Origin of the sequence: Streptomyces sp. NBC_01012 (assembly GCF_045162755.1) — a bacterium.
GTDB lineage: Bacteria > Actinomycetota > Actinomycetes > Streptomycetales > Streptomycetaceae > Streptomyces.
In genome coordinates, this window is record NZ_CP108688.1 from 20872 (window position 1) to 46310 (window position 25439).

26 protein-coding genes are annotated in these 25439 nt (G+C 70.2%); 17 read left to right on the forward strand and 9 right to left on the reverse strand.

Going from position 1 to position 25439, the window contains the following annotated elements; translation table 11 throughout:
• Positions 1–129: 129 nt before the first annotated feature.
• From OG623_RS00075 to OG623_RS00090, 4 genes are all read left to right on the forward strand, one after another.
• The gene (locus tag OG623_RS00075; protein ID WP_406143098.1) at positions 130–1353 is read left to right on the forward strand and encodes an alginate lyase family protein; all 1224 of its coding nucleotides are present in this window, start codon (positions 130–132) and stop codon (positions 1351–1353) included.
• A 105-nt stretch (positions 1354–1458) separates the two neighbouring features.
• Complete coding sequence (gene thpR, locus OG623_RS00080; protein WP_406143100.1) at positions 1459–2034, forward strand: RNA 2',3'-cyclic phosphodiesterase; 576 nt, start codon at positions 1459–1461, stop codon at positions 2032–2034.
• 42 nt (positions 2035–2076) lie between these two features.
• On the forward strand, positions 2077–4047 hold the full coding sequence (locus OG623_RS00085; protein ID WP_406143101.1) for a DUF4139 domain-containing protein: 1971 nt from the start codon (positions 2077–2079) through the stop codon (positions 4045–4047).
• 8 nt (positions 4048–4055) lie between these two features.
• Complete coding sequence (locus OG623_RS00090; protein ID WP_406143103.1) at positions 4056–5642, forward strand: mucoidy inhibitor MuiA family protein; 1587 nt, start codon at positions 4056–4058, stop codon at positions 5640–5642.
• Between the two features lie 172 nt (positions 5643–5814).
• Here OG623_RS00090 and OG623_RS00095 read toward each other — a convergent pair whose 3' ends face one another.
• Entirely contained in the window at positions 5815–6264 is a 450-nt protein-coding gene (locus OG623_RS00095; protein WP_406143104.1) for a spore-associated protein, read from the reverse strand.
• Between the two features lie 259 nt (positions 6265–6523).
• On the opposite strand from OG623_RS00095, the gene bla reads away from it, so the two are divergent.
• Positions 6524–7441, forward strand: a complete 918-nt coding sequence (gene bla / locus OG623_RS00100; RefSeq protein WP_406143106.1) for a class A beta-lactamase — start codon at positions 6524–6526, stop codon at positions 7439–7441.
• A gap of 22 nt (positions 7442–7463) precedes the next feature.
• Here bla and OG623_RS00105 read toward each other — a convergent pair whose 3' ends face one another.
• Entirely contained in the window at positions 7464–7850 is a 387-nt protein-coding gene (locus OG623_RS00105; protein WP_406143108.1) for a VOC family protein, read from the reverse strand.
• A gap of 278 nt (positions 7851–8128) precedes the next feature.
• On the opposite strand from OG623_RS00105, the gene OG623_RS00110 reads away from it, so the two are divergent.
• From OG623_RS00110 to OG623_RS00135, 6 genes are read left to right on the forward strand one after another with little or no spacing between them, the layout of a single operon-like run.
• Positions 8129–9700 (forward strand): ATP-binding protein, encoded by a 1572-nt coding sequence (locus OG623_RS00110; RefSeq protein ID WP_406143110.1) that lies wholly within the window; start codon positions 8129–8131, stop codon positions 9698–9700.
• A 38-nt stretch (positions 9701–9738) separates the two neighbouring features.
• Positions 9739–10110 carry a roadblock/LC7 domain-containing protein gene (locus tag OG623_RS00115; protein ID WP_362895659.1) on the forward strand — a complete coding sequence of 124 codons (372 nt, stop codon included), beginning with the start codon at positions 9739–9741 and terminating at the stop codon, positions 10108–10110.
• Positions 10107–10472: a DUF742 domain-containing protein gene (locus OG623_RS00120; protein WP_406143111.1), complete on the forward strand. Its 366-nt coding sequence runs from the start codon at positions 10107–10109 to the stop codon at positions 10470–10472. The genes OG623_RS00115 and OG623_RS00120 overlap by 4 nt, the downstream gene beginning before the upstream one ends.
• Positions 10450–11058, forward strand: coding sequence for a GTP-binding protein (locus OG623_RS00125; RefSeq protein WP_406143113.1), 609 nt, complete (start codon positions 10450–10452; stop codon positions 11056–11058). Before OG623_RS00120 ends, OG623_RS00125 begins: the two co-directional genes overlap by 23 nt.
• Positions 11055–12329, forward strand: a complete 1275-nt coding sequence (locus tag OG623_RS00130) for a cytochrome P450 (RefSeq protein ID WP_406143115.1) — start codon at positions 11055–11057, stop codon at positions 12327–12329. Before OG623_RS00125 ends, OG623_RS00130 begins: the two co-directional genes overlap by 4 nt.
• A 60-nt stretch (positions 12330–12389) precedes the next feature.
• Entirely contained in the window at positions 12390–13643 is a 1254-nt protein-coding gene (locus OG623_RS00135; RefSeq protein ID WP_406143117.1) for a cytochrome P450, read from the forward strand.
• 53 nt (positions 13644–13696) lie between these two features.
• Here the strand turns inward: OG623_RS00135 and hemC are convergent, their stop codons facing one another.
• Positions 13697–14632, reverse strand: a complete 936-nt coding sequence (hemC, locus tag OG623_RS00140) for a hydroxymethylbilane synthase (protein ID WP_406143118.1) — start codon at positions 14630–14632, stop codon at positions 13697–13699.
• A gap of 398 nt (positions 14633–15030) precedes the next feature.
• Here hemC and OG623_RS00145 point away from each other — a divergent pair, with 398 nt between their 5' ends.
• Complete coding sequence (locus tag OG623_RS00145; RefSeq protein ID WP_406143119.1) at positions 15031–15846, forward strand: SAM-dependent methyltransferase; 816 nt, start codon at positions 15031–15033, stop codon at positions 15844–15846.
• 100 nt (positions 15847–15946) lie between these two features.
• On the opposite strand, the gene OG623_RS00150 is transcribed toward OG623_RS00145, so the two are convergent.
• The 5 genes from OG623_RS00150 to OG623_RS00170 all read right to left on the reverse strand — a co-directional run bounded on the left by OG623_RS00150 (position 15947) and on the right by OG623_RS00170 (position 18892).
• Positions 15947–16888, reverse strand: coding sequence for a helix-turn-helix domain-containing protein (locus OG623_RS00150; protein WP_406143121.1), 942 nt, complete (start codon positions 16886–16888; stop codon positions 15947–15949).
• Between the two features lie 107 nt (positions 16889–16995).
• Positions 16996–17232 carry a DUF397 domain-containing protein gene (locus tag OG623_RS00155; RefSeq protein WP_362895630.1) on the reverse strand — a complete coding sequence of 79 codons (237 nt, stop codon included), beginning with the start codon at positions 17230–17232 and terminating at the stop codon, positions 16996–16998.
• Between the two features lie 207 nt (positions 17233–17439).
• On the reverse strand, positions 17440–18072 hold the full coding sequence (locus OG623_RS00160; RefSeq protein WP_406143122.1) for an SGNH/GDSL hydrolase family protein: 633 nt from the start codon (positions 18070–18072) through the stop codon (positions 17440–17442).
• Positions 18073–18182: 110 nt separating this feature from the next.
• Positions 18183–18344 carry a hypothetical protein gene (locus tag OG623_RS00165; RefSeq protein ID WP_406143123.1) on the reverse strand — a complete coding sequence of 54 codons (162 nt, stop codon included), beginning with the start codon at positions 18342–18344 and terminating at the stop codon, positions 18183–18185.
• A gap of 137 nt (positions 18345–18481) precedes the next feature.
• The gene (locus OG623_RS00170; protein WP_362895624.1) at positions 18482–18892 is read right to left on the reverse strand and encodes an organic hydroperoxide resistance protein; all 411 of its coding nucleotides are present in this window, start codon (positions 18890–18892) and stop codon (positions 18482–18484) included.
• A gap of 110 nt (positions 18893–19002) precedes the next feature.
• Between OG623_RS00170 and OG623_RS00175 the strand changes: the two genes are divergently transcribed.
• From OG623_RS00175 to OG623_RS00185, 3 genes are all read left to right on the forward strand, one after another.
• Positions 19003–19476 carry a MarR family winged helix-turn-helix transcriptional regulator gene (locus OG623_RS00175; protein WP_406143125.1) on the forward strand — a complete coding sequence of 158 codons (474 nt, stop codon included), beginning with the start codon at positions 19003–19005 and terminating at the stop codon, positions 19474–19476.
• A 99-nt stretch (positions 19477–19575) separates the two neighbouring features.
• Positions 19576–20409: a PP2C family protein-serine/threonine phosphatase gene (locus tag OG623_RS00180; protein ID WP_406143126.1), complete on the forward strand. Its 834-nt coding sequence runs from the start codon at positions 19576–19578 to the stop codon at positions 20407–20409.
• 63 nt (positions 20410–20472) lie between these two features.
• Entirely contained in the window at positions 20473–21459 is a 987-nt protein-coding gene (locus OG623_RS00185; RefSeq protein WP_406143128.1) for an MASE1 domain-containing protein, read from the forward strand.
• 27 nt (positions 21460–21486) lie between these two features.
• On the opposite strand, the gene OG623_RS00190 is transcribed toward OG623_RS00185, so the two are convergent.
• On the reverse strand, positions 21487–22776 hold the full coding sequence (locus tag OG623_RS00190) for an FAD-binding protein (protein WP_406143130.1): 1290 nt from the start codon (positions 22774–22776) through the stop codon (positions 21487–21489).
• A gap of 621 nt (positions 22777–23397) precedes the next feature.
• Here OG623_RS00190 and OG623_RS00195 point away from each other — a divergent pair.
• On the forward strand, positions 23398–23592 hold the full coding sequence (locus OG623_RS00195; protein WP_406143132.1) for an antitoxin: 195 nt from the start codon (positions 23398–23400) through the stop codon (positions 23590–23592).
• A 208-nt stretch (positions 23593–23800) separates the two neighbouring features.
• Positions 23801–25393 carry a sigma-70 family RNA polymerase sigma factor gene (locus tag OG623_RS00200; protein WP_406143134.1) on the forward strand — a complete coding sequence of 531 codons (1593 nt, stop codon included), beginning with the start codon at positions 23801–23803 and terminating at the stop codon, positions 25391–25393.
• Positions 25394–25439 lie beyond the last annotated feature (46 nt).

Sequence of the window (25439 nt, forward strand, 5' to 3'; positions counted from 1 at the left end):
GAACGGCGGTTGAGTCGCAGATCCTGAGCTGAGCCTTGACGGGGCCCTGGTCTGTACCTATGGTCACCGATCAGCGCGCACGTTCAGCATCCAGTGCATCGTTCACATACACGAATGGATGGCCCCCACATGCCAGACGTCCCCGCACACCGCCGCTCCGGACGGCGTCCAGCGCTCCTGGTCACGGCCGCCGCCGCGACCGCCGCTCTGGTGGCCGGCTTCCTCTCCCTTCCCGGCTCGGCACACCGCGCCGACGCCGCTCCCGCCGCCTTCGCCCACCCGGGAGTGACCGTCTCCCAGGGACAGCTGGACTTCACCCGCGAGAAGGTCAACGCAGGTGAGCAGCCCTGGAAGGGCGCGTACGACCAGATGATGTCGAGCAGGTACGCCGATCAGGGCCGTACCGCCAAACCTCGCGCGACCGTCGAGTGCGGCTCCTACTCCGACCCGAACTACGGCTGCACGGACGAACGCGAGGACGCGATCGCCGCGTACACCAACGCCCTCGCCTGGTACATCACACGCGATGAGCAGTACGCGAAGAAGTCGATCGAGCTGATGGACGCCTGGTCGGCGGTGATCGAGGAGCACACCAACAGCAACGCCCCGCTGCAGACAGGCTGGGCCGGATCCTCCTGGCCGAAGGCGGCCGAGATCATCAAGCACACCTACACGGGCACATGGCAGGAATCGGGACGCTTCGCGGACATGCTGCGCGATGTCTACCTGCCCGAGATCATCAACGGCTCCAACTCCAACGGCAACTGGGAGCTGTCCATGATGGAGGCCGCCGTCGGCATCTCCGTCTTCCTCGACGACAAGACGTCCTACGACAAGGCCATGGCGACCTTCCGGACTCGCACGGCCGCGTACGTCTACCTCGAATCCGACGGCGCGGTGCCGAAGACCGTGCCGAGCCAGAACCTCGACACCACCGAGAAGATCGTCAACTACTGGCAGGGGCAGTCCACTTTCGTCACCGGACTCACCCAGGAGACCTGCCGCGACTTCACGCACACCGGTTACGGCATCTCGGCCATCGCCCACATCGCGGAGACCAGCTGGATCCAGGGCGAGGACCTCTACGGCACGGACGTCGGCGAGCGGCTGCGGCAGGCGCTCGGTTTCCAGTCGACGTACGAGCTCGGCGAGCCGGTGCCGGACTGGCTGTGCGGCGGATCGGTCAACACGGGCCTCGGTCCCGTCACCGAGGTCGGGTACAACGCCCTCCACAACCGCCTCGGCACCGCGATGACCAACACCCAGCGGCTGACCGAGCAGAACCGCCCGTCCGGCAGCAACAACCTCTTCGTGGCCTGGGAGACACTGACCCACGGCGACAATCCGAGCTGATCCGCTCGGCGGATGCGTCCCCGCGGCCGCTCGTCGCGCGGACGCATCCCCTCCACCACGCACCCGGTCCTGGGCCGGCCGAGGGGATGCTGTACGAAGTCCTGTGTGAACGAACAGACTCAGCCCGCGACCGTTCGCGTGTTCATCGCCCTCGCCCCGCCCGACGACGCGAAGGACGAACTGGCCGGGGAGCTGCGCCCCGCGTACGACACACACCCTCATGTGCGGTGGAACCGCATCGAGGACTGGCACATCACCCTGGCGTTCCTCGGGGAACTTCCGGCCGGGACCGTTCCGCTCCTGCGTCGGCCGCTCGCGGCCCTCGCGGCGGACCATCAGCCGCCGCGCCTCGCCCTGCGCGGCAGCGGCACCTTCGACGACCGGGTGCTGTGGAGCGGGATCGAGGGAGACCTCGACGCACTTCACAGGCTCGCCGCCGACGTGCGTACCGCGGTCAGGAACTGCGGTGTCGCCCTGGAGGACCGGCCTCTGTGCCCCCATCTGACCTTGGCGCGTGCCCGGCGCGGGGACCTGACCTCGGCGGCTGAGATCGCCGAAGGGTTCGCCGGATTCGCCGGCCGACGGTGGCCCGCCGAACGTCTGCACCTGGTCGGCAGCAACGCCGGACGCGGCCGTGGACCGATCCACTACCGGGACATCGAGGCCTGGCCCCTCGGTTGAGGCCCGGGCATAGACTCGACCCGGCACCGATGGGGGGAACGTATGACGGGCGAGACAGCGCAGAGGTGGACGTCGACTCTCGACTCGGTGGTGGTCCACGAGCAGGGCGCGGTCTGCCGTCGCCTGGCCCGTGGACTTGTGCCGTCGGACGGCAGGGTCCGGGTGACCGGGCTGCCCAGGTCCCTGGACGCGGGGTCGCTGCGGGCCCGCGTTCCCGGGGGCGGCGGGGTGCGTGTCGGCGAAGCGCGGGTGGAGGTCGAGGCCGAGCCGCTCGGCGCCTCCACATCCGACGGACTGCGGAGCAGGGTCGAACGGCTGCGTGAGGAGTGCACGGCCGCGCAGGGACGGCGCGACCACCAGCTGAGCCTCATCGAGGAGGTCGGGGCTCTGCGTCCGGTCACGCCCGGCCGTCGGCGTGAGGACGGGCATCGTCGCACCCCGGTCGATGCGTGGCTGGAGCTCGCCGGCTTCGTGGACGAGCGGCTGACGGGTCTGCACACCCGCCTTGTCGAACTGGAGGAGGCGCTGAGCCGTGCCGAGCACGAGCTCGCTGTCGCCCTGGACGCACTCGCTCGCGCCTCCACCGACGCACCGTCCGAGCACGTCGACACCACGGTCTCGGCCGTCCTGACCATCGATCCCTCCGGCGCGGACGCGCCCGATGCCGAGGTGGAGCTCGAACTCGAATACGGGGTGCCGGGCGCTGTCTGGGCGCCGGTGTACCGGCTCGCCTACCGTCAGGGTGAGCCCGACGGCCGTCTGGTGCTGCGTGCGGCGGTGGCCCAGCGCACCGGCGAGGACTGGTCGGGCGTGTCCGTCGGCCTCGCCACCGCCGATCTGCGGCGCGGGACCGAGCTGCCGAAGCTCCGCTCGATCCGGATCGGGCGCAGCCAGCCCGCCCCCGCACTGTCCGGCTGGCGCGAACCCCCGCGAGGTCTGGCCGATCTGTTCGCCGGATACGACGCCGCGCTTCCTCTCCCGTCCACGAGGCCGGCGCCCGTGGCCGCCGCGGCCGGACTCCCCGCACCACCGCACCCGCCGCAGGCCTACGGCGGGCCGGCTGCTCCGCCCGCACAGCCGGTACGGGCGCGCAGGAGTGCCGGGCTGAGTGCGGAGGCCGGGCCGCCCCCTGCCGCCCCCGGCGGAGCCGCACCGCCTCCGGTCCCTCCGGCCGGTCCACCACAGCCGAGCGGGGCCGAGCTCGACTACGCCGCCCTCGTCCTGTGCGGCCCCGGCGAGCAGCACAGTCGCAGGGGAAGGCTGTTCCCCGACTCCCCGTTCGATCCGGTGGCGGCCGAACACCGCCGCCGCGCCGCATCGGTGGCGGCGCTTCCGCTGCCCGGGCATGCCGTGCGGCCACGGGAGTCGGCGGGTTCCTTCGACCACCGCTTCGACACCGCCGCCCGCGCCGACATCCCGTCGGACGGCACCTGGCACACCGTCACCGTCGGCGAGATCGCAGTGGGAATGCGCACCGAGTACCTCTGCGTACCGTCCGTGGAGCAGACCGTGTATGCCACCTCGGTGCTCTCCAACGCCACGGGCCAGGCTCTCCTGGCCGGCCCGGTGGAGGTCAGCGTCGACGGCGAGTTCCTGCTGACCGCCGCACTGCCCACGCTCGCCCCCGGCGCTGTCCGCAGGGTCGGGCTCGGCCCCGCGGAGGGCATCCGGGTCACCCGCCGTACGAACGTGCGCGAGTCCGCATCGGGGCTGCGCAACAGCACCACGGTACTCGACCACCGCGTCCGTGTGGAGCTGGCCAACCGCCTCGCCGGACCCGTCACCGTGGAGGTGCGCGAGCGGGTGCCCGTCACCTCCGATCCGGATGTCAGGATCGAGGAGCGGGCCGATTGGTCTGTGCCCGAGGACGGCCCTGGGCCCGACAGCCATGCCCCGGGGGCCCGCGTGTGGCGGGTGGATCTGCCCGCCGGTGGAACCGCCCTGCTCGAAGGCGGCTACGAGATCCGTACGCCGGCCGGCAAGTCCCTCGTCGGCGGCAACCGGAGGAGCTGACACCCGACATGACCAAGACCCCGCATTCGGCTTCGGCCTCGGCTGCCGGCTCGATCGCCCTGCCCGTCACCGCTGTGACCTGCCTGGAGGATCGGGCCCATATCGAGCGTGCCGTGGTACTCGATCTGGAGGCGGGTGTACAGCGGCTGCGCCTCGGCCCCGTCAGCGCACTGGCCGTCGACCGGACCCTCCATGCCGAGCTGTCCGCCGATCATCCGGCGAACGTGCTCGACGTACGGATCGTCCGCAGTTGGACACCGCGTGATCCCCTGCCGCACGCCGAGGACGACTCCGCTCTGCGCCGACGGATACATGCCATCGAGGACGAGCAACTCACCCTGGGGCAGCGGCGCGACCGGTTGCACGCCCGCCGGGACCTTCTCGGCCGTCTTGCCGCGGATCTGCTGCGGGAGATCGGCGAGGGTGCCGGCTACGGGGAGACGGACACGCCCCGGTGGGGCGCCGAGCTGGACCGGGTCGACGGCGAACGTGCCTCGTGCGGCGAGGAGCTGCGCACCGTGGAGGCCCGGCTGACCACGCTCGCCCACGAACTCGGACAGGCCGAGCGGGCCGTGCAGGCGTCCGAGGAGGAGCCGGCCGAGCTCGTCGGCCATATCGAACTGACCGTGGAAGCGGCGGCGTCAGGTCCGGTCGGGCTGCGTCTGAGTCATCTCACCTCGTGTGCGCTGTGGCGGCCCGCCTACCGGGCGGTGCTCGACGGTGACTCGTTGGCCCTGGAGACGGACGCGGTGGTCTGGCAGCGCACAGGTGAGGACTGGTCGGACGTTCGCCTCACACTGTCGACGGCCCGCTCCGCACTCGCCACCGAACCGCCGCGCCTCGACGAGGATCGTCTGACGCTCACGGACCGTTCCCCCGAGGAGCGCCGCACGGTGGGCGTCGAGCTGCGCGAGGAGGAGATCGCCGGCCTCGGGCCGGCGCCGGTCAATGGTCTGCCGGGGGTGGACGACGGCGGCGAGCCACGGGTGCTACGGCCGTCCGCGCCGGTCTCGGTGCCTGCCGACGGTCGGGCGCACCGTGTGCCACTGTCCGCCTTCAGCACGGCCGCGCGCAGCGAGTACGCGTGCGCGCCCGAGTTGTCTCCTCTGGTCACCCGCGTCGTACGGTTCGACAACCTGGCAGGGCATGCGCTGCTCGCCGGGCCCGTGGACCTGGTGCGTGACAGTGGATTCGCGGGCCGCGGCACGCTGGACTTCACCGCACCCGGCGCCCCCGTCGAGCTCGCCTTCGGCAGCTGCGACGACCACCGGGTGGTCCGGCATGCCGAGGAGACCCGGGACACGGCCGGCATCACCCAGCGGACCGTCATCACCCGCACGGTCCGACTGCATCTGTCCCGGTTCTCCGCTCCCGAGGAGCGGGGCGACCAGGTGGTCACCGTGCGGGAGCGGCTGCCGGTCTCCGAGGTCTCGGCCGTGGAGATACGCGTGCGGAAGGATTCCTGCTCCCCCGAGCCCGACACGGTCGATGCCGACGGCATCGCCCGTTGGGATGTCACGCTCCCGCCCGGTGGGCACCGCACGGTCACCCTGGTCTACGAGCTGTCGGCGAGCGCCAAGGTCGTCGGAATCTGAGCCGTACGCGTCCGCCGCCGGTGGTCGTCTCCGTCCGACGCGCCCTGCCGGTCGCGGGACGCTGGGGCGTCACGTGCCGCGGCGGGCCCGGCAGGGGTTTCCTGCTGGGCCCGCCGCCGCAGAAGGCACAGGCCGGCTCCGCTGCTGAGACTCCGCTGCTGAGAGCGGAGTGTCAGCGGACTTCGGTGACCCTGTGCTCCTTCAGGGCGGCACAGTTGGAGTTCTCCACCGACACGTACACGTTGTCGATGTGCCCGCCCCAGCTCACGCAGTGACCCTTGCCCTGGACGTAGCCGGGTCCCGCGTACGAGGTGAACTCACCGTCGTCACCGGCCCATTCGTCGGTGTCGGGGACGTAGACGTACGCGGACATGCTGACGGCCGTACCCGGGTTGGTGCGGATGGTCGCCACACAGTTCTGGCCGTTGGAGGCGTTGTACGTCAGATAGACCGTGCCCTGTGAGCCGATGGCCGCTGAGTTCACGGTCTTGTAGGCCGCTCCACAGACACCCTGCGGCGTGACGTTCGGTGCGGCGGAGGCCGTCGCGCTGAACGCCGCCGTGCCGCCCACCGCGAGCACGGTGACTGTCCCGACAGCGGCGAGATTACGAGCAATGCGCATATTTCCCCCTTGCATCATTGAGAGCCGTTTGCTCCCACTTGATGTGACCCATGAGGGGCACGGATGGTTGCATCACATCCGCACGAAGAACCCGAACGGCCGACAGGCACGGTGGAGAACACGAGGGTCCGCCCTACGCTGGAGCGCCAGAACGCTGTCGGCCACATCGCCCCTGCGCCCCCGGACACCCGCGCCGACAGGGGCGCGTCAGCGGACGGGCGGTGGGCAGCCCACCCGGACCCAGGAGGCCGTCGTACTCATGCTCAGCCCTCTCCCCCGCCGTACGGCGCTCTGCGCACTGGTCGGCCTCGCCACCCTTCCGCTCGCCGCGTGTGACACGACGACGTCCGATGCCGCGCCGCCGGCGCCCTCACCGTCCGGAGGCGCAACGCCCGGGACGCAGCGCGCGTTCGAGGCGCTGGAGCGGAAGTTCGATGCCCGTCTGGGCGTGTACGCGGTCGACAGCGGGAGTGGCCTGTCCGTCACCCACCGCCCTGACGAGCGCTTCGCCTACGCCTCGACCTGCAAGGCCCTGCTGGCGGGTGCTGTGCTGGACACGTACAGGATTCAGCGGCTCGACCGCCGCGTGCGGTACGACCGTGCTGATCTCGTCGCCAACTCGCCGGTCACCGAGCAGCACGTGGACACGGGGCTCACTCTGCGCGAACTGTGCGACGCTGCCATCCGCTACAGCGACAACGCGGCGGCCAATCTCCTCTTCCGCGAGCTCGGTGGTCCCCGTGCCCTGCAGAAGGCGCTCGTGGCTCTCGGCGACCGCACCACCCGGTGCGACCGCCTCGAACCCGACCTCAGCGAGGGTGCGCCCGGTGATCCCCGCGACACCAGCACGCCTCGGGCCCTGGCCGCCGGTCTGCGCGCCTACACGCTCGGCGATGCTCTCGGCGCGGACGAACGGGCACTGCTGAACGACTGGCTGAAGCGCAACACCACCGGCGACGCCCTCATCCGCGCGGGCACCCCGGCCGGATGGCTGGTGGGCGACAAGACCGGTACGGGCGGCTACGGCGCCCGCAACGACATCGCAGTCGTCCGGCCGCCGGACTCGGCGCCGATCGTCCTCGCCGTACTCTCCCGTCGCGATGTCCGCGACGCGGAGCCGCAGGACGCGCTCGTCGCGCAGGCCGCCCGTGTCGCCCTGGACGTCTTCGCACGGTGAGGTCCGCCGTCCTCCGCGACGCTCAGGGGCGGTAGCGCAGAGGGTGGTCGGCGGGTACCTCGGTCAGTACGATCCGGTGACCGTCCGGATCGGCGATCCACATCTCGATCAGCCCCCAGGGCTCCTGGAGCGGCGGCCGGAGGACGCGTGCCCCGCGGGCCGCGATCTCCTCGTGGGCCGCCGCACAGTCGTCGACCTGCATCCAGAGCTGCAGCGTGTCGGCCGGTTCGCCGTCCGAACGCCCGGACACCTCGAGGAAGCCGCCGCCGAGGAAGTACACCGTGCCGCGCTCGGGTCCTGTGCCGAACTCCCTGTAGACGGGCAGCGCCAGCGTCCGTCCGTAGAAGTCCCTGGAGGCCTCCGGGTCGCCGGGCCTCAGCAATACCCTGCTGCTCAGTACATGCACCATGGCCTTGACCCTACGCGGACCGGTTCCGCGCCGCAGCCCGCGACCACTGGTCACGGGCCAGGGGGTGACGACGACGCTGTCCGGAACGGTTCACGCGTTCCCCTTGACCGCACTCCTGAGCGTATTCGACGTGCCCAAGTGCGTGTGTATATGCGATGACCTGTGAGGGGACCGTGCCCAAGTGTGGTGCAGACCGGCGGAGTTAGTGTCACTTGTCTCCTCCGCTTAGCCGGTGGGGGCTACGATCTTTTGACGTGTCGCCGACTCGAAGGTCTTCCATGGCTCGTCCCCCCACTCCCCCGGTCAAGCGCCGAAGGAGCAACATTCTCTGGACGGTGGCCCTCGTCCTCCTCGTCGCGTTCGCGGCAGCGCTCATACCTGTGGCCGGTCTCGGTACCGGTGTGACCGTGGCCTTCTCCGCGGCGTTCGTGCTCGTCCTCGCCCTCCTCCTGTCCCTGCGGAAGCAGCACCTGGCCTCCGTGGCCGAGGCCGCCGGCCTGCACGCCGAGGTACGTGAGCGGGAGGCGGAGGCCTCGCGCCGTGACGCAGACTGGCACGCGTACGTGCGTACCCAGACCGAGGCGGCGCTGCAGGGGGCCGAGTTCCTCGTGGCGGAGCGGGTGCCCGCCGCGCTGAGCCTGAGCGAGGTTCCCGAATCCCCGCAGACCGACGAGCCCCTCGCACTGGAACTCGCCAAGTGGTACGACCGGCTCCTCGCGGACGTGACCGAGGTCGTCGACGGCCGTGGCGAGTCGCAGCGCATCGCGCTGGTGGAACTGGCGAGCCGCGTCCAGACCTCGGCGCACCGGATCCAGGCCACCGTGTCGGGAATGGCGGAACGCCATCCCTCCGACTCCGGTCTGCTCGAGGCCACCATGCAGGTGGACCATGCGGCGACGCAGCAGGCCCGTCATGCCCAGAGTCTCAAGGTGCTGTGCGGGGAGTGGCCGGGTCAGCAGTGGCAGAAGCCGCTGGCGCTGGTCGATGTGGTGCGAGCCGCTTCGGGCCGGATCATCTCGTTCAGGCGTGTGGAGGTCACCGGCGACCCCGATGTAGGGATCACCGCTTCGGTGGTCGAGCCGCTGATCCACCTGATCGCGGAGCTGCTGGCCAACGCGACGGAGTACTCACCGCCCAGAACGAGCGTGCCCGTCACGGTCCGCACGGTGCAGCGCGGGGCCGTGGTCGAGGTGGACGACGGTGGTCTGGGCCTGGACGAGTACCGGCTGGCCGAGGCGCGCGAGGTCGTCTCGGGCCGGCGTCTGCTGGGTGTCGGCGACGTCGGCGAGATTCCGCAGACCGGATTCGCCGTCGTCGGCCGCTTCGCCCACCGTCACGGTCTCGGCGTCGATCTGGGTCCTTCGCCGTACGGAGGCGTCCGCGCGGTCATCCTGGTGCCGCTCGAACTCCTCAAGACGCTCGCACCCGCCGGCGGGACGGACGGACGGGTGCTGCCCACACCTCCGCCGGCTCCGGCGCCGGCCGGCGCCTCCCCCGGGGCGCCGGCGGACACGCCCGAGGCCACCGTTCCCCGGCAGGCACCGGAGCCCGAGGCGCGTCCTGCGCCGTCGTCCGAGCTGCCCTCGCAGCAGGCGGATGAACCCGCCGGCCGCCGTCGGCTCCCCCAGCGCCGGTCCCGCCGTGACGGGTACGTCCCCGCGGTGGAAGAGGCACCGACGGCTATCACCCCGCCGGGTTCGCCCGAGGACGCCGGCGACTGGATGGAGCAGTTCTTCGAGGGCAGCAGGACCCCACCCCCCTCGACGGGCTCCCTCCCCACGGATCCCGTCCCGTACGACCCCCCGTACGACCCCTCCGAATCCCCCGATTCCTCGGAAGGACAGAAGTGAGCACCAATTACGTGGAGAACCCGGAACAGCGCGGCTGGATGATTTCCGAGGTCGCCGCGGTGCCCGGCGTACGCCAGGCCATCGTCTTCAGCTCGGACGGTCTGCTGCTGGCCAGCTCCGAGGGCATGGACCGTGACTCCGCCGACCGTCTCTCAGCGAGCTGCTCGGGTCTTCAGTCGCTCGGCCGGGGGCTGGGGCGGGAGTTCGGCGAGGACGGCGGCACGGTCCATCAGCAGATGGTGGAGTTCAACGGCGGCTTCCTCTTCATGCGCAGCGCCAACGGCGCGCATCTCGCCGTCGTGACCGGCCCGGTGGTCGACCCGAAGCTGGTGGCCCGGCAGATGCAGGCCCAGGTGATGAAGATCGGAGCACGCAACCTCACCAGTCCCCCTCGCCAGGGCTCCGTATGAGCGGCCCTCGCGAGGGCTTCTCGGAGGGCGCGTTAAGGCCGTACGTGATCACGAAGGGGCGCTCCAGGCCTTCCCGCAACACGATCGGGGTGGAGACGCTGCTCGTCGCTGTGGACCCACCCCGGACGCTCCCCCTCACGGCGACCAGGGAGGAGACCGCTCTCGTACGGATGTGTGGGCAGCTGCTGTCCCTGGTGGAGGCTGCCGCGCATCTCGGGCTGCCCGTCAGCCTGGTGAAGGTGCTGGCGTCCGATCTCGTCGACAGCGGGCATCTGTCCGCGCGCTCCGGTGTTCCGCAGGCCGCGCTGCCTGAAAAGCAACTGCTACAGGAGGTACTGGATGGTCTCCGTCGGCTCCGCTGACCGCTATCTGCCCGACACGGTGCAGCAGGCCGTCAAGATCCTCGTCGTCGGTGCGTTCGGCGTGGGCAAGACGACGCTCGTGGGGTCGGTCAGCGAGATCGCACCGCTACGCACCGAGGAGGTGATGACGGAGGCCAGCGTGGGGGTCGACGAACTGGCCGGCCTCGAGGAAAAGAACACCACCACGGTGGCCCTGGACTTCGGCCGCATCACGCTCAGTTCGCGGCTGGTCATGTACCTGTTCGGCACCCCGGGCCAGCGGCGGTTCTGGGATCTGTGGGAAGGGCTGGCCGAGGGCGCCCTCGGTGTGCTCGTCCTGATCGACACGCGTCGGCTGGAGGACAGCTTCGACGTCCTGGAGCAGTTGGAGATCCGGGGGCTGCCGTTCGCGGTGGCGGTCAATCAGTTCCCGGACAGCGAGCAGTACTCCGAGGAGGAGCTGCGCGGTGCGCTGGATCTGCTGCCGTCGACGCCGATCGTGCTCTGCGACGCCCGTGAGCGCGTCTCGTCGGTCGATTCCCTGATCACTCTTGTGCGGCACGTGTCGCACACCGGCACGGCACGGCGTACGGAGGCTGTTTCATGAGTACGCCGCCGCCCGGGTGCCCGGCGCACGTACAGCAACAGGGCGGCGGCCTCGCGTCGCTCCCTTCGGTGGTCGGTTCACCCGACCCGCGGGCCGTCTACCGGGGGCTTCGCGAGCAGTGGGGCAACGTCGCGAAGGTCGAGCTCGAACCGGGTGTCCCCGCCTGGCTGGTGATGGGCTACCGGGAGCTGCTGACCATCACCCGTCAGGAGCAGATCTTCTCCCGTGACGCCCGTAACTGGCGTGATCTGAACGAGGGCGTCGTCCCCTCGCATTCGGGGCTCATCCCGATGATGGGCTGGCGTGCCAACGTCATCGGTGCGGACGGTCCCGAGCACCGTCGGCTGCGGGCGCCTCTCGACGACGGGATCGCGCGGATGGACCAGCGCAGAGTGCGTCGTGAGGTCGAGGCCCTGTGCACGGAGCTGATCGCGGCGTTCTCCGGACGTGGCAGTGCCGATCTGGTCAACGAGTACGCGACGATCGTGCCGATGCTGTCTCTGGCCTCACTGTTCGGCCTGGACAGCACGGAGGGCCGGGAGCTGTTGGACGCGCTCATCGCCCTGTTCGGCAGTGCGGACAACTCGCAGGCGGGGAACCGGAACTTCGAGCAGATCCTTCTCGACACGGTGCGTGAGCGCCGTCGTCACCCCACCGACGACATGACGACGGTCTTCATCGATCACCCGAATCTGCGCAACGAGGCGGAGCGCCTCCAGTCCATCGTGGTGATGATCTCCGCCGGGAACGAGACCGTCACGGCGTGGATCTCGCACACGCTGCGGCTGATGCTGACGGACCCGCGTTTCGCCGCGCGCCTGCACGGCGGGCGGCTGGGGGTGGACGACGCCCTGGACGAGGCGCTCTGGCGGGATCCGCCGATGAACAACATGCCCGCCAGATACGCGCTCCACGACACGGAGCTCGGCGGTCACCACATCCGGCGGGGTGACTGCCTCATCCTCGGGCACGCCGCGGCGAACGACGATCCCGATGTCAGGCCGGACGGTGCGGAGGACGGCTGGGGCAATCGTTCGCATCTGGCGTTCTCCTCAGGTCCGCATGTGTGTCCCGCACAGGTGCCCGCACGCCTGATCACGCGTACAGCGGTGCAGACCGCCCTTCATCTGCTGCCGGACATGAGGCTCGCTGTTCCGGCGAAACAGCTGGCCTGGCGTCCGTCGCCCTGGACGAGGATCCCGGTCGCCCTGCCCGCGGAGTTCTCCGCCGCCCGTATACCGGCCCGTGTCCCCCGCGCGTCCCGCCGGTGAACTGCCCCATCCCACTCAGGACCGCCGGACGGCGGGTCCCCCAGACCAGGAGCAGCCCGTATGACATCTCAGACGAACTCCGCCACCGGGGACCGGATACCGGTCGTCGCTCTGGACCCTCACGGGACGGATCACCAGGGCGAGGCCGCCAGGCTCCGTGAACTCGGGCCCGTGGTGAAGGTCCTGCTGCCGGGGGATGTGATGGCCTGGTCGGTGACGGAGCACACCCTGCTCAACGAGATGATCACCGACCCACGGTTCAGCAAGGACTGGCGCAACTGGAATGCCATCATCCGGGATGAGATAACCGACGGCTGGCCTCTCATCGGCATGGTGAAGGTCACCAACATGGTGACCTCCGACGGGCAGGAGCACCGTCGGCTTCGCAAACTCGTCACCCAGACCTTCACCCCGCGCCGGGTCCAGGCCCTGCGTCCCCGCATCCAGCAGATCGTGGACCATCTGCTGGACGAGTTGCCCTCGCACGCCGGAGCGGACGGCAGCGTCGACCTCCGCAGGCACTTCGCGCACCCCGTGCCGATGCAGGTCATCTGCGAGCTGTTCGGGGTTCCGGCGGACGAGCGTCCTCGTCTTCAGGAGCTGATGGACAACATCTTCCGCTCCGATCTGGCGCCGGAGGACGTCACCGCGAGCCAGCTCGAGCAGTACCAACTGCTGGCCAGGGTGGTCGAGGGGCGCAGGCGCGATCCCGGCGAGGACCTCACCAGCGCGCTGATAGCGGCCCGTGCCGCGGACCCCGACTCGCTGAGCGAGGAGGAGCTGGTCGGGACCCTGCTGCTCATGCTGTCGGCGGGGCAGGAGACCACCCTGAGCCTCATCACCAACGCCGTGCGGGCGCTGCTGACCCACCCCGATCAGCGGGAGATCGCCGTACGCGGGGACGCGGACACCTGGTCGGACGTGGTGGAGGAGACACTGCGCTGGGACGCCCCGATCGGGAACTTCCCCTTCCGTTATCCCCTGGAGGACGTCGAGCTGGCCGGGGTCCGCATCCCGAAGGGTGAGGCGATCATGGCTCCGTTCAGCGCGGTGGGGCGTGACACGGGCCAGCACGGAGAGGACGCCGACCGGTTCGACATCGCCAGGGAGCAGCGCAGGCACCTGGCGTTCAGCAACGGTCCGCACTTCTGTCTGGGCGCGCCGCTGGCCCGGCTGGAGGCGGCGCTGGCTCTGCCCGCGGTGTTCGCGCGGTATCCAGGGATGTCGCTGGCCGTCGATCCCGATGAGCTCGTGGCGGTGCCGTCCCTGTTCTCGAACAGTTCCTCGACCCTGCCGGTTCGGCTCGGCGGCTGAGCCCGTGGGGCCGACGGACCGCGGGTCCGCCGGGCAGGCGGCCGGGGCGGGGCTCAGTGGGCGATGCTGTCGATCAGTTCGCGTGCGCCCTGGCGCAGCAGGGCGACGGCCACGGAGGTGCCGAGGGTGGCGGGGTCCAGGGGGCCGGCCCATTCGTGCGCGTTGAGGATGGTCTTGCCGTCGGGCGTGAACACGCAGGCGCGCAGTGACAGGTCTCCGTTGCGGTGGGCCGTGGCGTACCCGGCGATCGGCGAGTTGCAGTGGCCCTGCAGGACGTGGAGGAACATGCGCTCCGCCGTGGTCTCCCGGTAGGTGCCCGGGTGGCTGAGCGGGCTCACGGCGTCGATGGTCGCCGTGTCGTCCTCACGGCACTGCAGGGCGAGGACACCGGCGCCGATGGGCGGGCACATCGTGTCCGGGGCGAGAATCTCGCTGATCACGTCGGGGCGTCCGATGCGGTGGAGGCCCGCGGCGGCCAGAACGAGGGCGTCGGCCTCCCCCGCGGCGAGTTTCGCCAGTCGCCGGTTGGCGTTCCCACGGAACGGAACGCAGGTCAGGTGGGGGTACGAAGCGGCCAGTTGCGCGGATCTGCGGACGGACGACGTCCCGACGCGGGCGCCGTCGGGGAGCTGGTCGAGCGTAAGCCCGTCGGGGTGGACGAGGGCGTCGCGGATGTCGTCGCGCTCGAGGAAGGCGGCGAACGTCGTGCCGGCGGGCAACGGGCGGTCGGCGGGGATGTCCTTGACGCAGTGGACGGCCAGGTCCGCCTCCCCGGCGAGCAGGGCGGCGTCGACCTCCTTGGTGAAGGCTCCCTTGCCTTCGACCTTCGAGAGGTCGCCCATCCACTTGTCGCCCGTGGTCCTGACGGGAACGACCTCGGTGACGATGGAGGGGCTGTGGGCCGCGAGTTCGGCTTGGACGCGCTCGACCTGGGCCAAGGCCATCGGCGAGTCGCGTGAGACGATGCGAATCAGCTCTGGGGCGGACATGGAACCCACGATAGACCGCCGGGCTTGAGCGGCGATCCACCGACGCGGTTCCGTGCCGTCGCTTCCAGGACGCCGGGTCGGCTACGGGCCGTCACCACATCGTCGATTTCCGGCCGCGTTGGAGCAACGTCGCGTACGCCCCGTACATGGGCCCCTGGCCCACCTGCCGGGGCAACAATAGGTAGTTCATCAGGCAGAGTTGACATACCGTCGGGCAGAAGGGGCCTCATCGGTGGAATCGGACCCGGCGACACGGCTTCGGGACCCGCCCACAGATGGCTGATTCGAACCCCTGCGGCCTTGCCTCACTCCCCCGAGGACTGTCAGCCACCCGGCGAGATCTCTAGCATGACGTCACGGACACCGACTTCACTCTCTTTGAGAACCGCGAGGGCTGGATGAGCAACGGGGATACCTCCATTCCGAAGAACATCGACGTACACGTGCCGAGCGTCGCGCGAATGTACGACTACTACCTGGGTGGCAAGGACAATTACCCGGCCGACCGGGAGGCATCCGAGCAGCTCCTGGTACGTGTGCCCAGCACCAAGGTCCTGGCGGTGAACAACCGCAGGTTCCTGCGCCGCGTCGTGCGTCATCTGGCGTCCGAGTACGGAATCCGTCAGTTCATCGACCATGGATCCGGCCTGCCGACCCAGGACAACGTCCATCAGGTCGCCCAGTCGGTGGACCCCGAGTCCAGGGTCGTCTACATAGACAACGACCCCATTGTCCTGGCGCACGGCAAGGCCATACTCGAGGAGAACGACCGGACCTCGGTCATCCAGGCGGACATGCGGGACACCGAGGGGATCTTCGGCCATCCCGAGGTGAACCGGCTCATCGACCTCGACGAGCCGGTCGCCGCCCTGTTCGTGTCCGTCATGCACTGCATCCCGGACGAGGACGACCCGGCGGATCTGGTGCGCCGGACGGCGGCCCGGCTGGCGCCGGGAAGCTTCCTGGTGGTGTGTCAGCTGGTGAGCGAGGACGCGGCCACCCGCGATTTCGTCACGGACTTCATGGCGAAGAGCACCGGCAACCAATGGGGCCGGGTGCGCCAACAGCACGATGTGCACAGCTTCCTGGAGGGCCTGGAGGTGCTGGAACCCGGACTGGTCGAGGTATCGACCTGGCTGCCCGATTCGGACCTGGCGCCGAAGCAGGAGACCGAGGAGTGGATCGAGTACGGCGGAGTCGGCCGCAAATGGTGAGGTGACGGGCCGTCAGCGACGAGTCGGCTGCCGCGGACGCGCCTGCCCCCCTGGCCATCCCCGTGCCGATGGGTGGGCGCAAGCCGTCGGAGCGGAGCGGTCACACAGTGGGACCGTCGGAGAGCCGGCCGTCCCCGCTGTAGCGCTTGAGCGCCAGCCTCAGCAGGTCCCGGCTCTCGGCGGGGCTCGGCGACTGCGCGCTGAGTGAGTCCAGGATCCACCGGTACTCATCCGTACTCTCCGGCTTGTTCACCGATGTGGCGTTCGTCAGGTGCTCGATGTACGCGACGTCGGGGAGCCCGTCCACCGCGAACCGCAGATAGGTGATGCCGTTCCCCGGAGACGTATGGGCGGTCACCTCGAATGGGGCCACCTGCACGATCACATGGGGCAGTTCCGTCATCTCCAGCAGATGCGCGAGCTGCTCACGCATCACCCGGACGCCGCCCGTCGGGCGCATCAGCACGGCCTCGTCCAACAGGACCCAGAGCTTCGGCGCGTCCCTTCGCTGCAGCAACTGCTGCCGCCTGAGCCTGAGTTCGACGCGACGCTGGGTGATCTCCTCGGATTCGAGGGCATGGCCCGAACGCACCACGGCATAGGCATAGTCGGCGGTCTGCAGGAGCCCAGGGATGTAGTGCGCCTCATAGGTACGGATGGACGCCGCAGCCTCCTCAAGACCGACCAGGGGCTCGAACCAGTCCGGCAGCACGTCGGCGAAATTGCGCCACCAGCCGCGCTGGCCGGCCTTGCGCACCAGGTCGATGAACTCGGCTGTCCTCGCGGGGTCGGCCACGCCGTAGAGCGCGAGAAGGTCGGCGGCGTCGCGCTCCTTGCAGGGAGAGTGCCCTGTCTCCATCCTGCTGATCTTCGCCGTCGAGCACCGGATCCGCTCGGCGGCGGCTTCCGGCGTGATGCCCGCCTCGCCGCGCATCCGTCGCAGCTGCGCGCCCAGAACCAGGCGCAGTGCTGTGGGACTTGCCCCGGTGGCCGGGGTGAGCGTCGGCTTTCGTGAGGGCTGAAGCGGTTCGATGCCGGGCATGCGGACTCCTGAGGGCGGGCGTCGTCACACCAGTGTGCCATCAGGAGTCCCCTCAGGGACCGGCCGATCCGAGAGTGCCGTGTCTTTCGGCCCGACCTGCCGTGGATTCAGCCGGTCATGGTGTCGAAGTCGCCGTCCCTGACGCCCGCGAGGAACGCGCGCACCTCGTCCCGGGTGTACACGAGGGCGGGTCCTTCGGGGTGCCGGGAGTTGCGTACGGCCACCGAGCCGCCGGGCAGGAGCGCCATCTCGACGCAATTCCCACTGGGGTTGCTGTGATGACTCTTCTTCCACTCCACGCCGGTCAGGGAGTTGGCGGGAACGCCGTTGTCGATGTGCTGCATGCGGTCCGTCCTTTCGTTGCGCCGACACCACTTCCTGGTGTGCCACCGGAGCCCGCCACGGGTGAACAGGCCTCCCGTGCCCACACCTCTGGATGCAATTCCGGATGCAATTGCATCAGAAGCGGACGGCGAGATACTAGCGGCCATCCGGCCTCCGTGGCACCACTGGCCAGCGTTCAACTGAAGGTGATCGCACGGACTCCCGCGCTAGAGACCCGCGAGCTCCGTCCAGGCTTCGGCCAGCACCGTGTGGCCGAGCGGGGTGGGGTGGACCCCGTCCCCCGTGATGAGCTCGGCACCGCCGACGGCGCGCGCCGCCTGGTTGAGCAGACCGTCCGCCGCCAGCAGCTCGGCGTCGAACTCCTCGGCCAGCCTGCGGACGACCTGGATCCTGGGGTCGAGGTCCTCGCGCCAGGCCCACTGCTCGTCCTGTACGGGCACGAGGAAGGGCTCGATGAGGATCAGCTGGGCGTCCAGCTCATCCCTGACCTGGGCGAGCATGGTGCGGTAGTCGTTCTCGTACGCCCGCACCGACGTGACGACGCCGGAACAGTAGCGGCGCCAGGTGTCGTTGACACCGATGAGGACGGACACCACGTCCGGCTGGATGTCCAGTGCGTCCTCACGCCAGCGGGCGCGCAGATCCGAGACACCGTCGCCTGCGACGCCCCGGTTGACGAACGTGATGCCGGCGTCGGGCAGCGCGGTCAGCACCCGCTCGGCGGCCATCCTGACGTATCCGTTGCCCAGAGGGCTGTCGGGCTCCACCAGCCGTCCCACATCGGTGATGCTGTCGCCCTGGAACAGGACGGTTGCCGAGCGGTGCAGGCTGATGGTCACGCGGCGCTCCGGGGGTGAGGGGATCCAGGGGACGGACCTGCATCCTGCCCGCCGAGGCCCCGCTCGATCCGGACCGGGGCCACTGGGGCGCCGGCGTGTCCGGGCCGGGGTCAGCGGGCGGCGGCCGGTGCGCGCACCGCGCTGAAGTCGAGGGCGCTCTCCACCTCGAGCAGGGTCTCCTCCGCCACCCGCCGAACCTCGGCCGGAACGTCGCCCTGCTCTTCCACCAGACCGGCGTAGATCGGTGCGTCGGTTGCCTCTGCGAAACTCACGTGAACTGCCCATCCATCGGTTATGCCCGCCAATCAGCGGAAACGGGAGCCGAGTGTACGCGTTCGCCACCGGCCGCTCGGGGGCGGTACCCGGCAAACGGTTCCCCACCCGGGCAGCGGGTGGGGAACCGGGCCTTCTATTCGATCACGAGCTCGACGTCGATGTTGCCGCGCGTGGCCTTGGAGTAGGGGCAGTACGCGTGCGTCGCCTCGACCAGACGCCGGCCCGTCTCCCCCTCCAGCGCCTCGGGCAGCTCGACACGCATGACGACCGCGAGGCCGAAGCCCGAATCGTCCTTGCCGATGGAGACCTCGGCCGTCACGGCCACGTCCTTGGTGTCGACCTTCATCTCGCGGGCGACCGAGCTCATGGCGCTGGCGAAGCACGCGGCATATCCGGCGGCGAAGAGCTGCTCCGGGTTGGTGCCCTCCCCGTTGCCCCCGAGGGCCGGCGGCATGGCGAGCGCGAGGTCGATCCGTCCGTCGGAGCTCACGGCCCGGCCTTCACGGCCGTTGGCGGTGGCGGCAGCGGTGTACAGCGCGTCCATGGGGTGACCTTCTCTCGTACGACGGTGACCGCGACCCGGCCACCCCTTAAGAGTTGCACACAATTCAATTGCACACAACTCAATGATGGGCATCGGGTTACGCTGGAGTCATGACGTCTCCCCCTGCCCCCGGATCGACCGACCTGCCCGACACGGAACTGCTCAGGCTGGACCACCAGGTCTGCTTCTCCCTGCAGGCGGCGTCACGCGCGTTCGGCGGCGTGTACCGGGAGGCGCTCAAGGATCTCGGCCTCACCTACCCGCAGTACCTGGCGATGATGGTCCTGTGGGAGCACGGCCCTCTCCCGGTCAAGACGATCGGTGAGCGGCTGCATCTGGACTCCGGCACGCTGTCGCCGCTGCTGAAGCGGCTGGAATCAGCGGGTCTGGTCAGGCGTGAGCGCAGCCCGGAGGACGAGCGTTCGGTCACGGTCCACCTCACCGACGCCGGAACGGGGCTGCGTGAGCGCGCGCTGCCCGTGCCCCGCGCGATCCTCAAGGCCACGGGGCTGTCGGTCCAGGAGGTACTGGCCCTTCAGGAGACCCTGGGACGGCTCACCGCAGCACTCGGCCGGGCCTGCTGATCGCGCCGGCCGGCCGGCGCCTCCTGGTCCGCCGACAGCGCTCGCAGGAGTTCCGGCGCCGAAATATGATGCAGGGACTATCGCAACGCGAGGCGGCCCATGAACCGGCGTCGAACTCCCCGGTCCGCCAGCGCCGAGGATCTGCTCAGCACTTTGCAGCATCTGACCGCGCGCGCCCGGGAAGAGGTGGAGCTGCATCAGGCCCGCGTCGAGCTGGCTCAGGCCCTGCAGCGCAAGATGCTGCCCGCGACACTGCCCGTCTTCCCCGGGCTGGAGACCGCCGCTCGCTACGCGCCCGCGCGCGACGGGCTGGACATCGGCGGCGACTGGTACGACGGCTTCGTCCTGCCGGACGGGGCTCTCGGCCTGGCCATAGGTGACGTCCAGGGGCACGACGTGGAGGCGGCGGCCTTCATGGGGCAGATCCGGATCGCCATGCGGGCCATCGCCAGCTCGGCCGCCGATCCGGGTGAGGTGATGAGCCGCACCAACGATCTGATCCTCTCCATGGACTCGGATCTCTTCGCCACGTGCTCCTTCCTCCGGCTCGATCCGCGCACCCGTGAGCTGTGGAGCGCCCGCGCGGGGCATGTCGCGTCCGTGTGGGCGACGGCCGACGGCCGCTCAGGTGTGACCGCCGACGCCGGCGGGCTCCCGCTCGGCATAGCGCTGCGGCAGCACTACCCCGTCACCCGGCGCGCTCTGGACGTCACCGGTGCGTTCGTCCTGCTCACCGACGGAGTCATCGAAGGGCCGTCACTCTCGCTCGACGACGGTCTTGACCGGATCAGGCGTCTGGTGAGTGCCCACGCCACCGCCGACGCCGAGGAGCTCGCGGACCGGGTCCTCCGGGCCGCGGGGCTCACGGGCCACGAGGACGACGCGGCCGTGCTCGTTCTGCGCCACGGCGACGCGGCCCCTGGCCCGGGGTGAGGCGGTCCCCGGCCGCGCGTGTCACCAAGGGCCCGCTGTCATGAGCGGTGTCTTATGAGATGCGTGATCCGCAGCGAGCAAACCAGACGCCGGACCGTGATCGTTCTGCAGATGCTGGGCATCGCCGCCGCCTATTACGTCTCCGGACAGCTCGGACTCCTCAGAAAGGTCGAGGTGGAGGGCACGGTCGTCACCCCTCTGTGGCCGCCGTCCGGAATCGCCCTGGCTTCCCTGTTGTATCTGGGGCCACGGATCCTGCCCGGAATCGCGCTCGGGGCGCTGCTCACCGTCACCTCCATGAGCGGCGGGTTCAACCTCTGGGTCCTCGTCATCACGGCGGGCAGCACGCTGGCCCCCCTGTGCTCCTTCCTGGCCCTGCGCGCGGTGGGGTTCCGCCGAGAGCTGGACCGCCTGCGTGACGGGGTCGCCCTGGTCTTCCTGGGAGCCCTGGCCGGTATGGTCATCAGCTCCACGGCGGGCACGGGGGTGCAGTTGCTGAGCGGAGCGCTGTCCGCGAACCGGTTCTGGCCGATCTGGTCGGCCTGGTGGGCGGGGGACGCGATGGGCGTGCTGACGGTCACTCCCCTGCTACTCGTCCTGCGCCGGGCACGCATGCCCCGGAGGGACGACCGGTGGGCGGAGGGGCTGGCACTCGCGGTGGTCGCGTCGGGCGTGACCACGGTCGCGACCAGAAGCCCGTTGTCCATGATCTACCTCCTGTTCCCGGTGCTCGTCTGGGCGGCGCTCCGGTTCCAGCTGGCCGGCAGCGCTCCCTGCGCCCTAGTGATGTCCGTCATGGCCATCGTCGCGGGAACTCAGGGTGCCGGACCGTTCCACGACCACACGGTGCTGGAGGTCATGCTCAACCTGTGCGTGCTGAACGGTTGTGTGGCGCTCACCGCGCTCCTGCTCGCGGCGATCGTGACCGAACACAACAACATCCGCCACGAGACGGAGGTGGCGTGCGAGGAGCTCGCCGCGCTCGTGGAGAAGCTCGCGCCCGGCCCGACGGCGAGCCGCCGGCCCGACGGACCGAGCGGGGCGTTCTAGGCTCCGTCGGGGTGGAGGCCCGGGGCCTCAGTCGGTACGGGGGAAGTGGTCCGCCAGGAAATCGTTGCGGAAGGTGCCGGTGGGGTCGAACCGCTCGGTCAGCCGCTCGAAGTCGCCGTAGTGGCCGTACAGCTCCCGGAGCGCGCCGGGCGGGGTGGTGAAGACCTTGCCCCAGTGGGGCCTGGCGCCGAAGGGGGCGAGCGCCTCCTCGATGGCCCTGAGCGCGGGCGTGACGGCTGCGGTGTCGGGCACCCAGGTGAAGTGGAACGCCACGGAGTCCCGTCCCTGGGCCGGGCTCAGCCACAGGTCGTCGGCGGCCACGGTGCGGATCTCGCCGATCTGCAGCAGCGGCGAGAACTCCTGCCGGATCCGGTCGAGTGCCTCGTAGGCCGCCACCGCGTCACGCCGGGCGACGAAGTACTCGGACTGGAGTTCCTCACCGTTGCTGGGGGTGAATTCCAGGCGGAAGTGAGGGAGGCGGGCATGCCAGGGTCCGGGGACGCCCTGCTGCTGCGTGCAGTGCTCCGCGTCGACACCGGGGACGGGGTGCTTCGCGCCCTGCGCGAGCGTCGCTCCGAGCCAGTGCCGCGGGGCGGTCCGGGGGCCGCCGTCCGGGACCCGCTGCTTGAGCCACACCTGGTCGACCGGGCCGCCGTGCCAGCCGGTGAAGAGGCTCACGCTGTAGGCCGCGGACATCACTTCGTCGAACTGGCCGAGCAGCTGCTCCTGCGGGAGCCCTTCGTACACCCACTGCTGGATCTCGAACGCCGGTACGAGGTCCAGGGTCAGCCGGGTCACGACGCCGAGCGCCCCCATCGAGACCACCGCTCCGTCGAATCCGGCGTCGCCCCGCTCCAGCGAGACGATGCCGCCATCGGCGGTGACGAGTTCCAGCGCCCTGACGGCGCCGGGCAGGGAGCGGTTTCCCGGGCCCGAACCGTGGGTGCCTGTGGCGCACGCTCCCGCCACGGAGATGTGGGGCAGGGAGCCGAGGTTGTGCAGGGCGAACCCGCTGCGGTGCAGGGGCCCGGTGAGCTCACCGAAGCGCAGACCGGCGCTCACCGTCGCGGTCCGGGCCTCCTGGTCGATCTCGATGGAGCGGGGCAGGTCCGCGACGGATATCAGGTCGCCGTGTGTATCGGCCACGGTGTTGAAGGAGTGGCCGGTGCCCAGCACCCTGACCGCTGTGCCGGCGGACACGATGTCCTGGAGTTCGGCGACGGAGGCGGGGGCGTGCAGCCGCTTCGCGCCGAAGGTGATGTTGCCCGCCCAGTTCGTCGTGCGAGCGGACGGGGCGTGCGCCGAATGGTCGATCATGTCTCGGGAGCTTACGCCTCGCCCGACCAGGCCTCAGGGCTTGCGCCCCACACCGCTGACGCATCGCTCGGCGGTGTCTGCTGCCCGCCCCTGACCGGGTCGGGACGCCGGTCCGATGTCCTGACGACCCCCGGCTCGACCATCGCGAGCCCGTCGAAGAACGCGGCGATCCGTGCCGGGGGCGCGCAGGTGGCAGGAACTCCAGGAGTGCACTACCTGCTCGGGGGCAAGGACAACTACCCCGCTGACGCCGAAGCCCCGTCAACCGGTGGCTGTCGGTGATCGCTCATGTCGAAACCTCGCACACCGCAGTGGTGACGGGGCAGGGTACGCGCCCGGGGTGTCCCGGAGCGGCTCAGTACGGCAGGGGCCGTCCGGACGGCGTCCTCAGGTCCAGCGGGGGCGGCCCCGCGGGGGGTTGCGGTCGGCGGACGATCTGGATGCGGCCCACGGCCACCACCTCCTCCTGGTAACCCGGTATCTGCCCACCCAGCCGCTCTTCACACGTCGGGGGGCCGTCGGACCCGTACGGACCCCGTGCGGCAGCGCTCGCGGATGCGGAGCCGGCGATCTGCGGTAACCCTGGATACGTGGGGGGACCCGACACGAGGAGGATCCGCCATGTCCGCGCTGGACAAGATCAAGAAGATGCTGAAGGGCCACGAGGACCAGGCCGGCAAGGGCGTCGACAAGGCCGGAGACATGATCGACGAACGGACGCACGGCAAGTACGGCAAGCAGGTCGACGCCGGTCGGGACAAGCTGAAGCAGCAGCTCGGCTCGGACCGCGGCAAGGACGACCCGCCCCGCTCCTGACCGTACGGGCGCGTCGGTCCGCCGTCCGTCCCTCGTCCCGTTCCTGACCCGGTGACCGCGCACGCGGCCACCGGGTCAGGCGCGCTTCACGCGCGGATCTCCCGACGCCTCTCGAGCACATGACCGGTTTCCTGTTATCGTCCCCGCCGCACGGCGTCTCCCGAGTGTGGGAAGTGACGGAACAGGATCCCGGAAGAGTGAGCACAGCATGGGCGAGACACGCGAGACGGCGTTGATCAAGGCCGCGCAGCAGGGCGACCCCGAGGCGCAGGACCGGCTCGTCGCGTCCTACCTGCCGCTGGTCTACAACATCGTCGGCCGGGCGCTGAACGGGCACGCCGATGTCGACGACGTGGTCCAGGACAGTGTGCTGCGCATGCTCCGCGGACTGCCCTCCCTGCGTGACCCGAAGAGTTTCCGGTCCTGGTTCGTGGCCATCACCATGAACGAGATACGCGGGCACTGGCGTCGGCGCAGGACCGGGGAGATATCCGCGGACGGGATGGACGACGCGTACGACGTCGTCGACCCCGCCGCCGACTTCGTCGAACTGACGATCGTCCGGCTCGGCCTGACGGGCCAGCGCCGGGAGGCGGCCGAGGCCACGCGGTGGCTCGACGACGACGACCGGGAGCTGGTGTCGCTCTGGTGGCTGGAGACCGCGGGGGAACTGTCCCGGGCGGAGGTCGCGGGCGCTCTCGATCTGTCTCCCCAGCACACGGCCGTGCGGGTCCAGCGGATGAAGGAGCGGCTGGAGGCCGCCCGGGTGGTGGTACGCGCGCTGGCGGCGGATCCACGCTGTGTCCTGCTCGAGGACCTGACGGCCCGGTGGGACGGGATGCCGTCCGCACTGTGGCGCAAGCGTCTGGCGCGACACGCGCGTGAGTGCACGGTGTGTTCGGGGCACCGGTCGGGTCTTGTCCCCGCGGAGGGCCTGCTGGTGGGGCTGGCGCTGGTTCCCGTGGCGGCGTCCGCCGGTGGCCGGGCGACCGAGTTCCTGCCCACGGCGTCGTCGGCCGGGTCGGGGACGGTCGCCGTGTCCGGCCCCGGCCGCGCCGAGCGCCGTCGGGACGGTGCCAGGAGACGCCGGCGGCGCACCACGGTCGTCGCGGGCCTGGCAGCGGTCGCGGTGCTGGGGGGTGGCGGGACCGCGGTGCATCTGTACACGGATGACGGGGACGAGGACCCGGCGACCGCCGTCGCTCCGCTCACCGGCCCTTCGACGTCGGTGACCACGTCGGCCTCCCCGTCCCTCTCCTCCCCCGCCCCTTCGTCCTCGTCGGCCTCGCCCTCGCCGTCCAGGAGCGCCTCCGCTTCGCCCTCGAAGAGCCGGAGTCCTTCGACCGCTCCCGTGAAGACGCGGAGTCCGCACCCACCGTCCTCCGCGCCCGCTTCCGCCCCCAAGGCCTCTGCCGCCCCGTCGGCGGCCGACGAGGTCATCGGTCTGGTCAACACCGAACGGGCGAAGGAGGGGTGCGCGCCGGTGAGCGACAACAGCCTGCTGGCGAAGGCCGCTTCGGGCCATTCGGCGGACATGGTGGCGCGGGACTACTTCGACCACACCTCTCCGGACGGCACCGATCCCGGTGCGCGTATCACCGCCGCCGGGTACCGGTGGAGCACGTACGGCGAGAACATCGCGAAGGGGCAGCAGTCCGCTGCGGCGGTGATGGACGCCTGGATGAACAGCGAGGGTCACCGGGCGAACATCCTCAACTGTGCGTTCAAGGAGATCGGGATCGGCAGGGTGGACTCACCGGGTGGGCCTGTGTGGACCCAGAACTTCGGCGCCGCGCTGTGACGCCTGGTGACGCCGGCGGTCCAGGGCTCTGTCATGCGGTGGAAAC

Coding starts and splice junctions, on each gene's coding strand:
- OG623_RS00075 (WP_406143098.1), top strand. CDS start 130: ATGCCAGACGTCCCCGCACACCGCCGCTCCGGACGGCGTCCAGCGCTC.
- OG623_RS00085 (WP_406143101.1), top strand. CDS start 2,077: ATGACGGGCGAGACAGCGCAGAGGTGGACGTCGACTCTCGACTCGGTG.
- OG623_RS00090 (WP_406143103.1), top strand. CDS start 4,056: ATGACCAAGACCCCGCATTCGGCTTCGGCCTCGGCTGCCGGCTCGATC.
- OG623_RS00095 (WP_406143104.1), bottom strand. CDS start 6,264: ATGCGCATTGCTCGTAATCTCGCCGCTGTCGGGACAGTCACCGTGCTC.
- bla (WP_406143106.1), top strand. CDS start 6,524: ATGCTCAGCCCTCTCCCCCGCCGTACGGCGCTCTGCGCACTGGTCGGC.
- OG623_RS00105 (WP_406143108.1), bottom strand. CDS start 7,850: ATGGTGCATGTACTGAGCAGCAGGGTATTGCTGAGGCCCGGCGACCCG.
- OG623_RS00110 (WP_406143110.1), top strand. CDS start 8,129: ATGGCTCGTCCCCCCACTCCCCCGGTCAAGCGCCGAAGGAGCAACATT.
- OG623_RS00115 (WP_362895659.1), top strand. CDS start 9,739: ATGATTTCCGAGGTCGCCGCGGTGCCCGGCGTACGCCAGGCCATCGTC.
- OG623_RS00120 (WP_406143111.1), top strand. CDS start 10,107: ATGAGCGGCCCTCGCGAGGGCTTCTCGGAGGGCGCGTTAAGGCCGTAC.
- OG623_RS00125 (WP_406143113.1), top strand. CDS start 10,450: ATGGTCTCCGTCGGCTCCGCTGACCGCTATCTGCCCGACACGGTGCAG.
- OG623_RS00130 (WP_406143115.1), top strand. CDS start 11,055: ATGAGTACGCCGCCGCCCGGGTGCCCGGCGCACGTACAGCAACAGGGC.
- OG623_RS00135 (WP_406143117.1), top strand. CDS start 12,390: ATGACATCTCAGACGAACTCCGCCACCGGGGACCGGATACCGGTCGTC.
- hemC (WP_406143118.1), bottom strand. CDS start 14,632: ATGTCCGCCCCAGAGCTGATTCGCATCGTCTCACGCGACTCGCCGATG.
- OG623_RS00145 (WP_406143119.1), top strand. CDS start 15,031: ATGAGCAACGGGGATACCTCCATTCCGAAGAACATCGACGTACACGTG.
- OG623_RS00150 (WP_406143121.1), bottom strand. CDS start 16,888: ATGCCCGGCATCGAACCGCTTCAGCCCTCACGAAAGCCGACGCTCACC.
- OG623_RS00155 (WP_362895630.1), bottom strand. CDS start 17,232: ATGCAGCACATCGACAACGGCGTTCCCGCCAACTCCCTGACCGGCGTG.
- OG623_RS00170 (WP_362895624.1), bottom strand. CDS start 18,892: ATGGACGCGCTGTACACCGCTGCCGCCACCGCCAACGGCCGTGAAGGC.
- OG623_RS00175 (WP_406143125.1), top strand. CDS start 19,003: ATGACGTCTCCCCCTGCCCCCGGATCGACCGACCTGCCCGACACGGAA.
- OG623_RS00180 (WP_406143126.1), top strand. CDS start 19,576: ATGAACCGGCGTCGAACTCCCCGGTCCGCCAGCGCCGAGGATCTGCTC.
- OG623_RS00190 (WP_406143130.1), bottom strand. CDS start 22,776: ATGATCGACCATTCGGCGCACGCCCCGTCCGCTCGCACGACGAACTGG.
- OG623_RS00195 (WP_406143132.1), top strand. CDS start 23,398: ATGTCCGCGCTGGACAAGATCAAGAAGATGCTGAAGGGCCACGAGGAC.
- OG623_RS00200 (WP_406143134.1), top strand. CDS start 23,801: ATGGGCGAGACACGCGAGACGGCGTTGATCAAGGCCGCGCAGCAGGGC.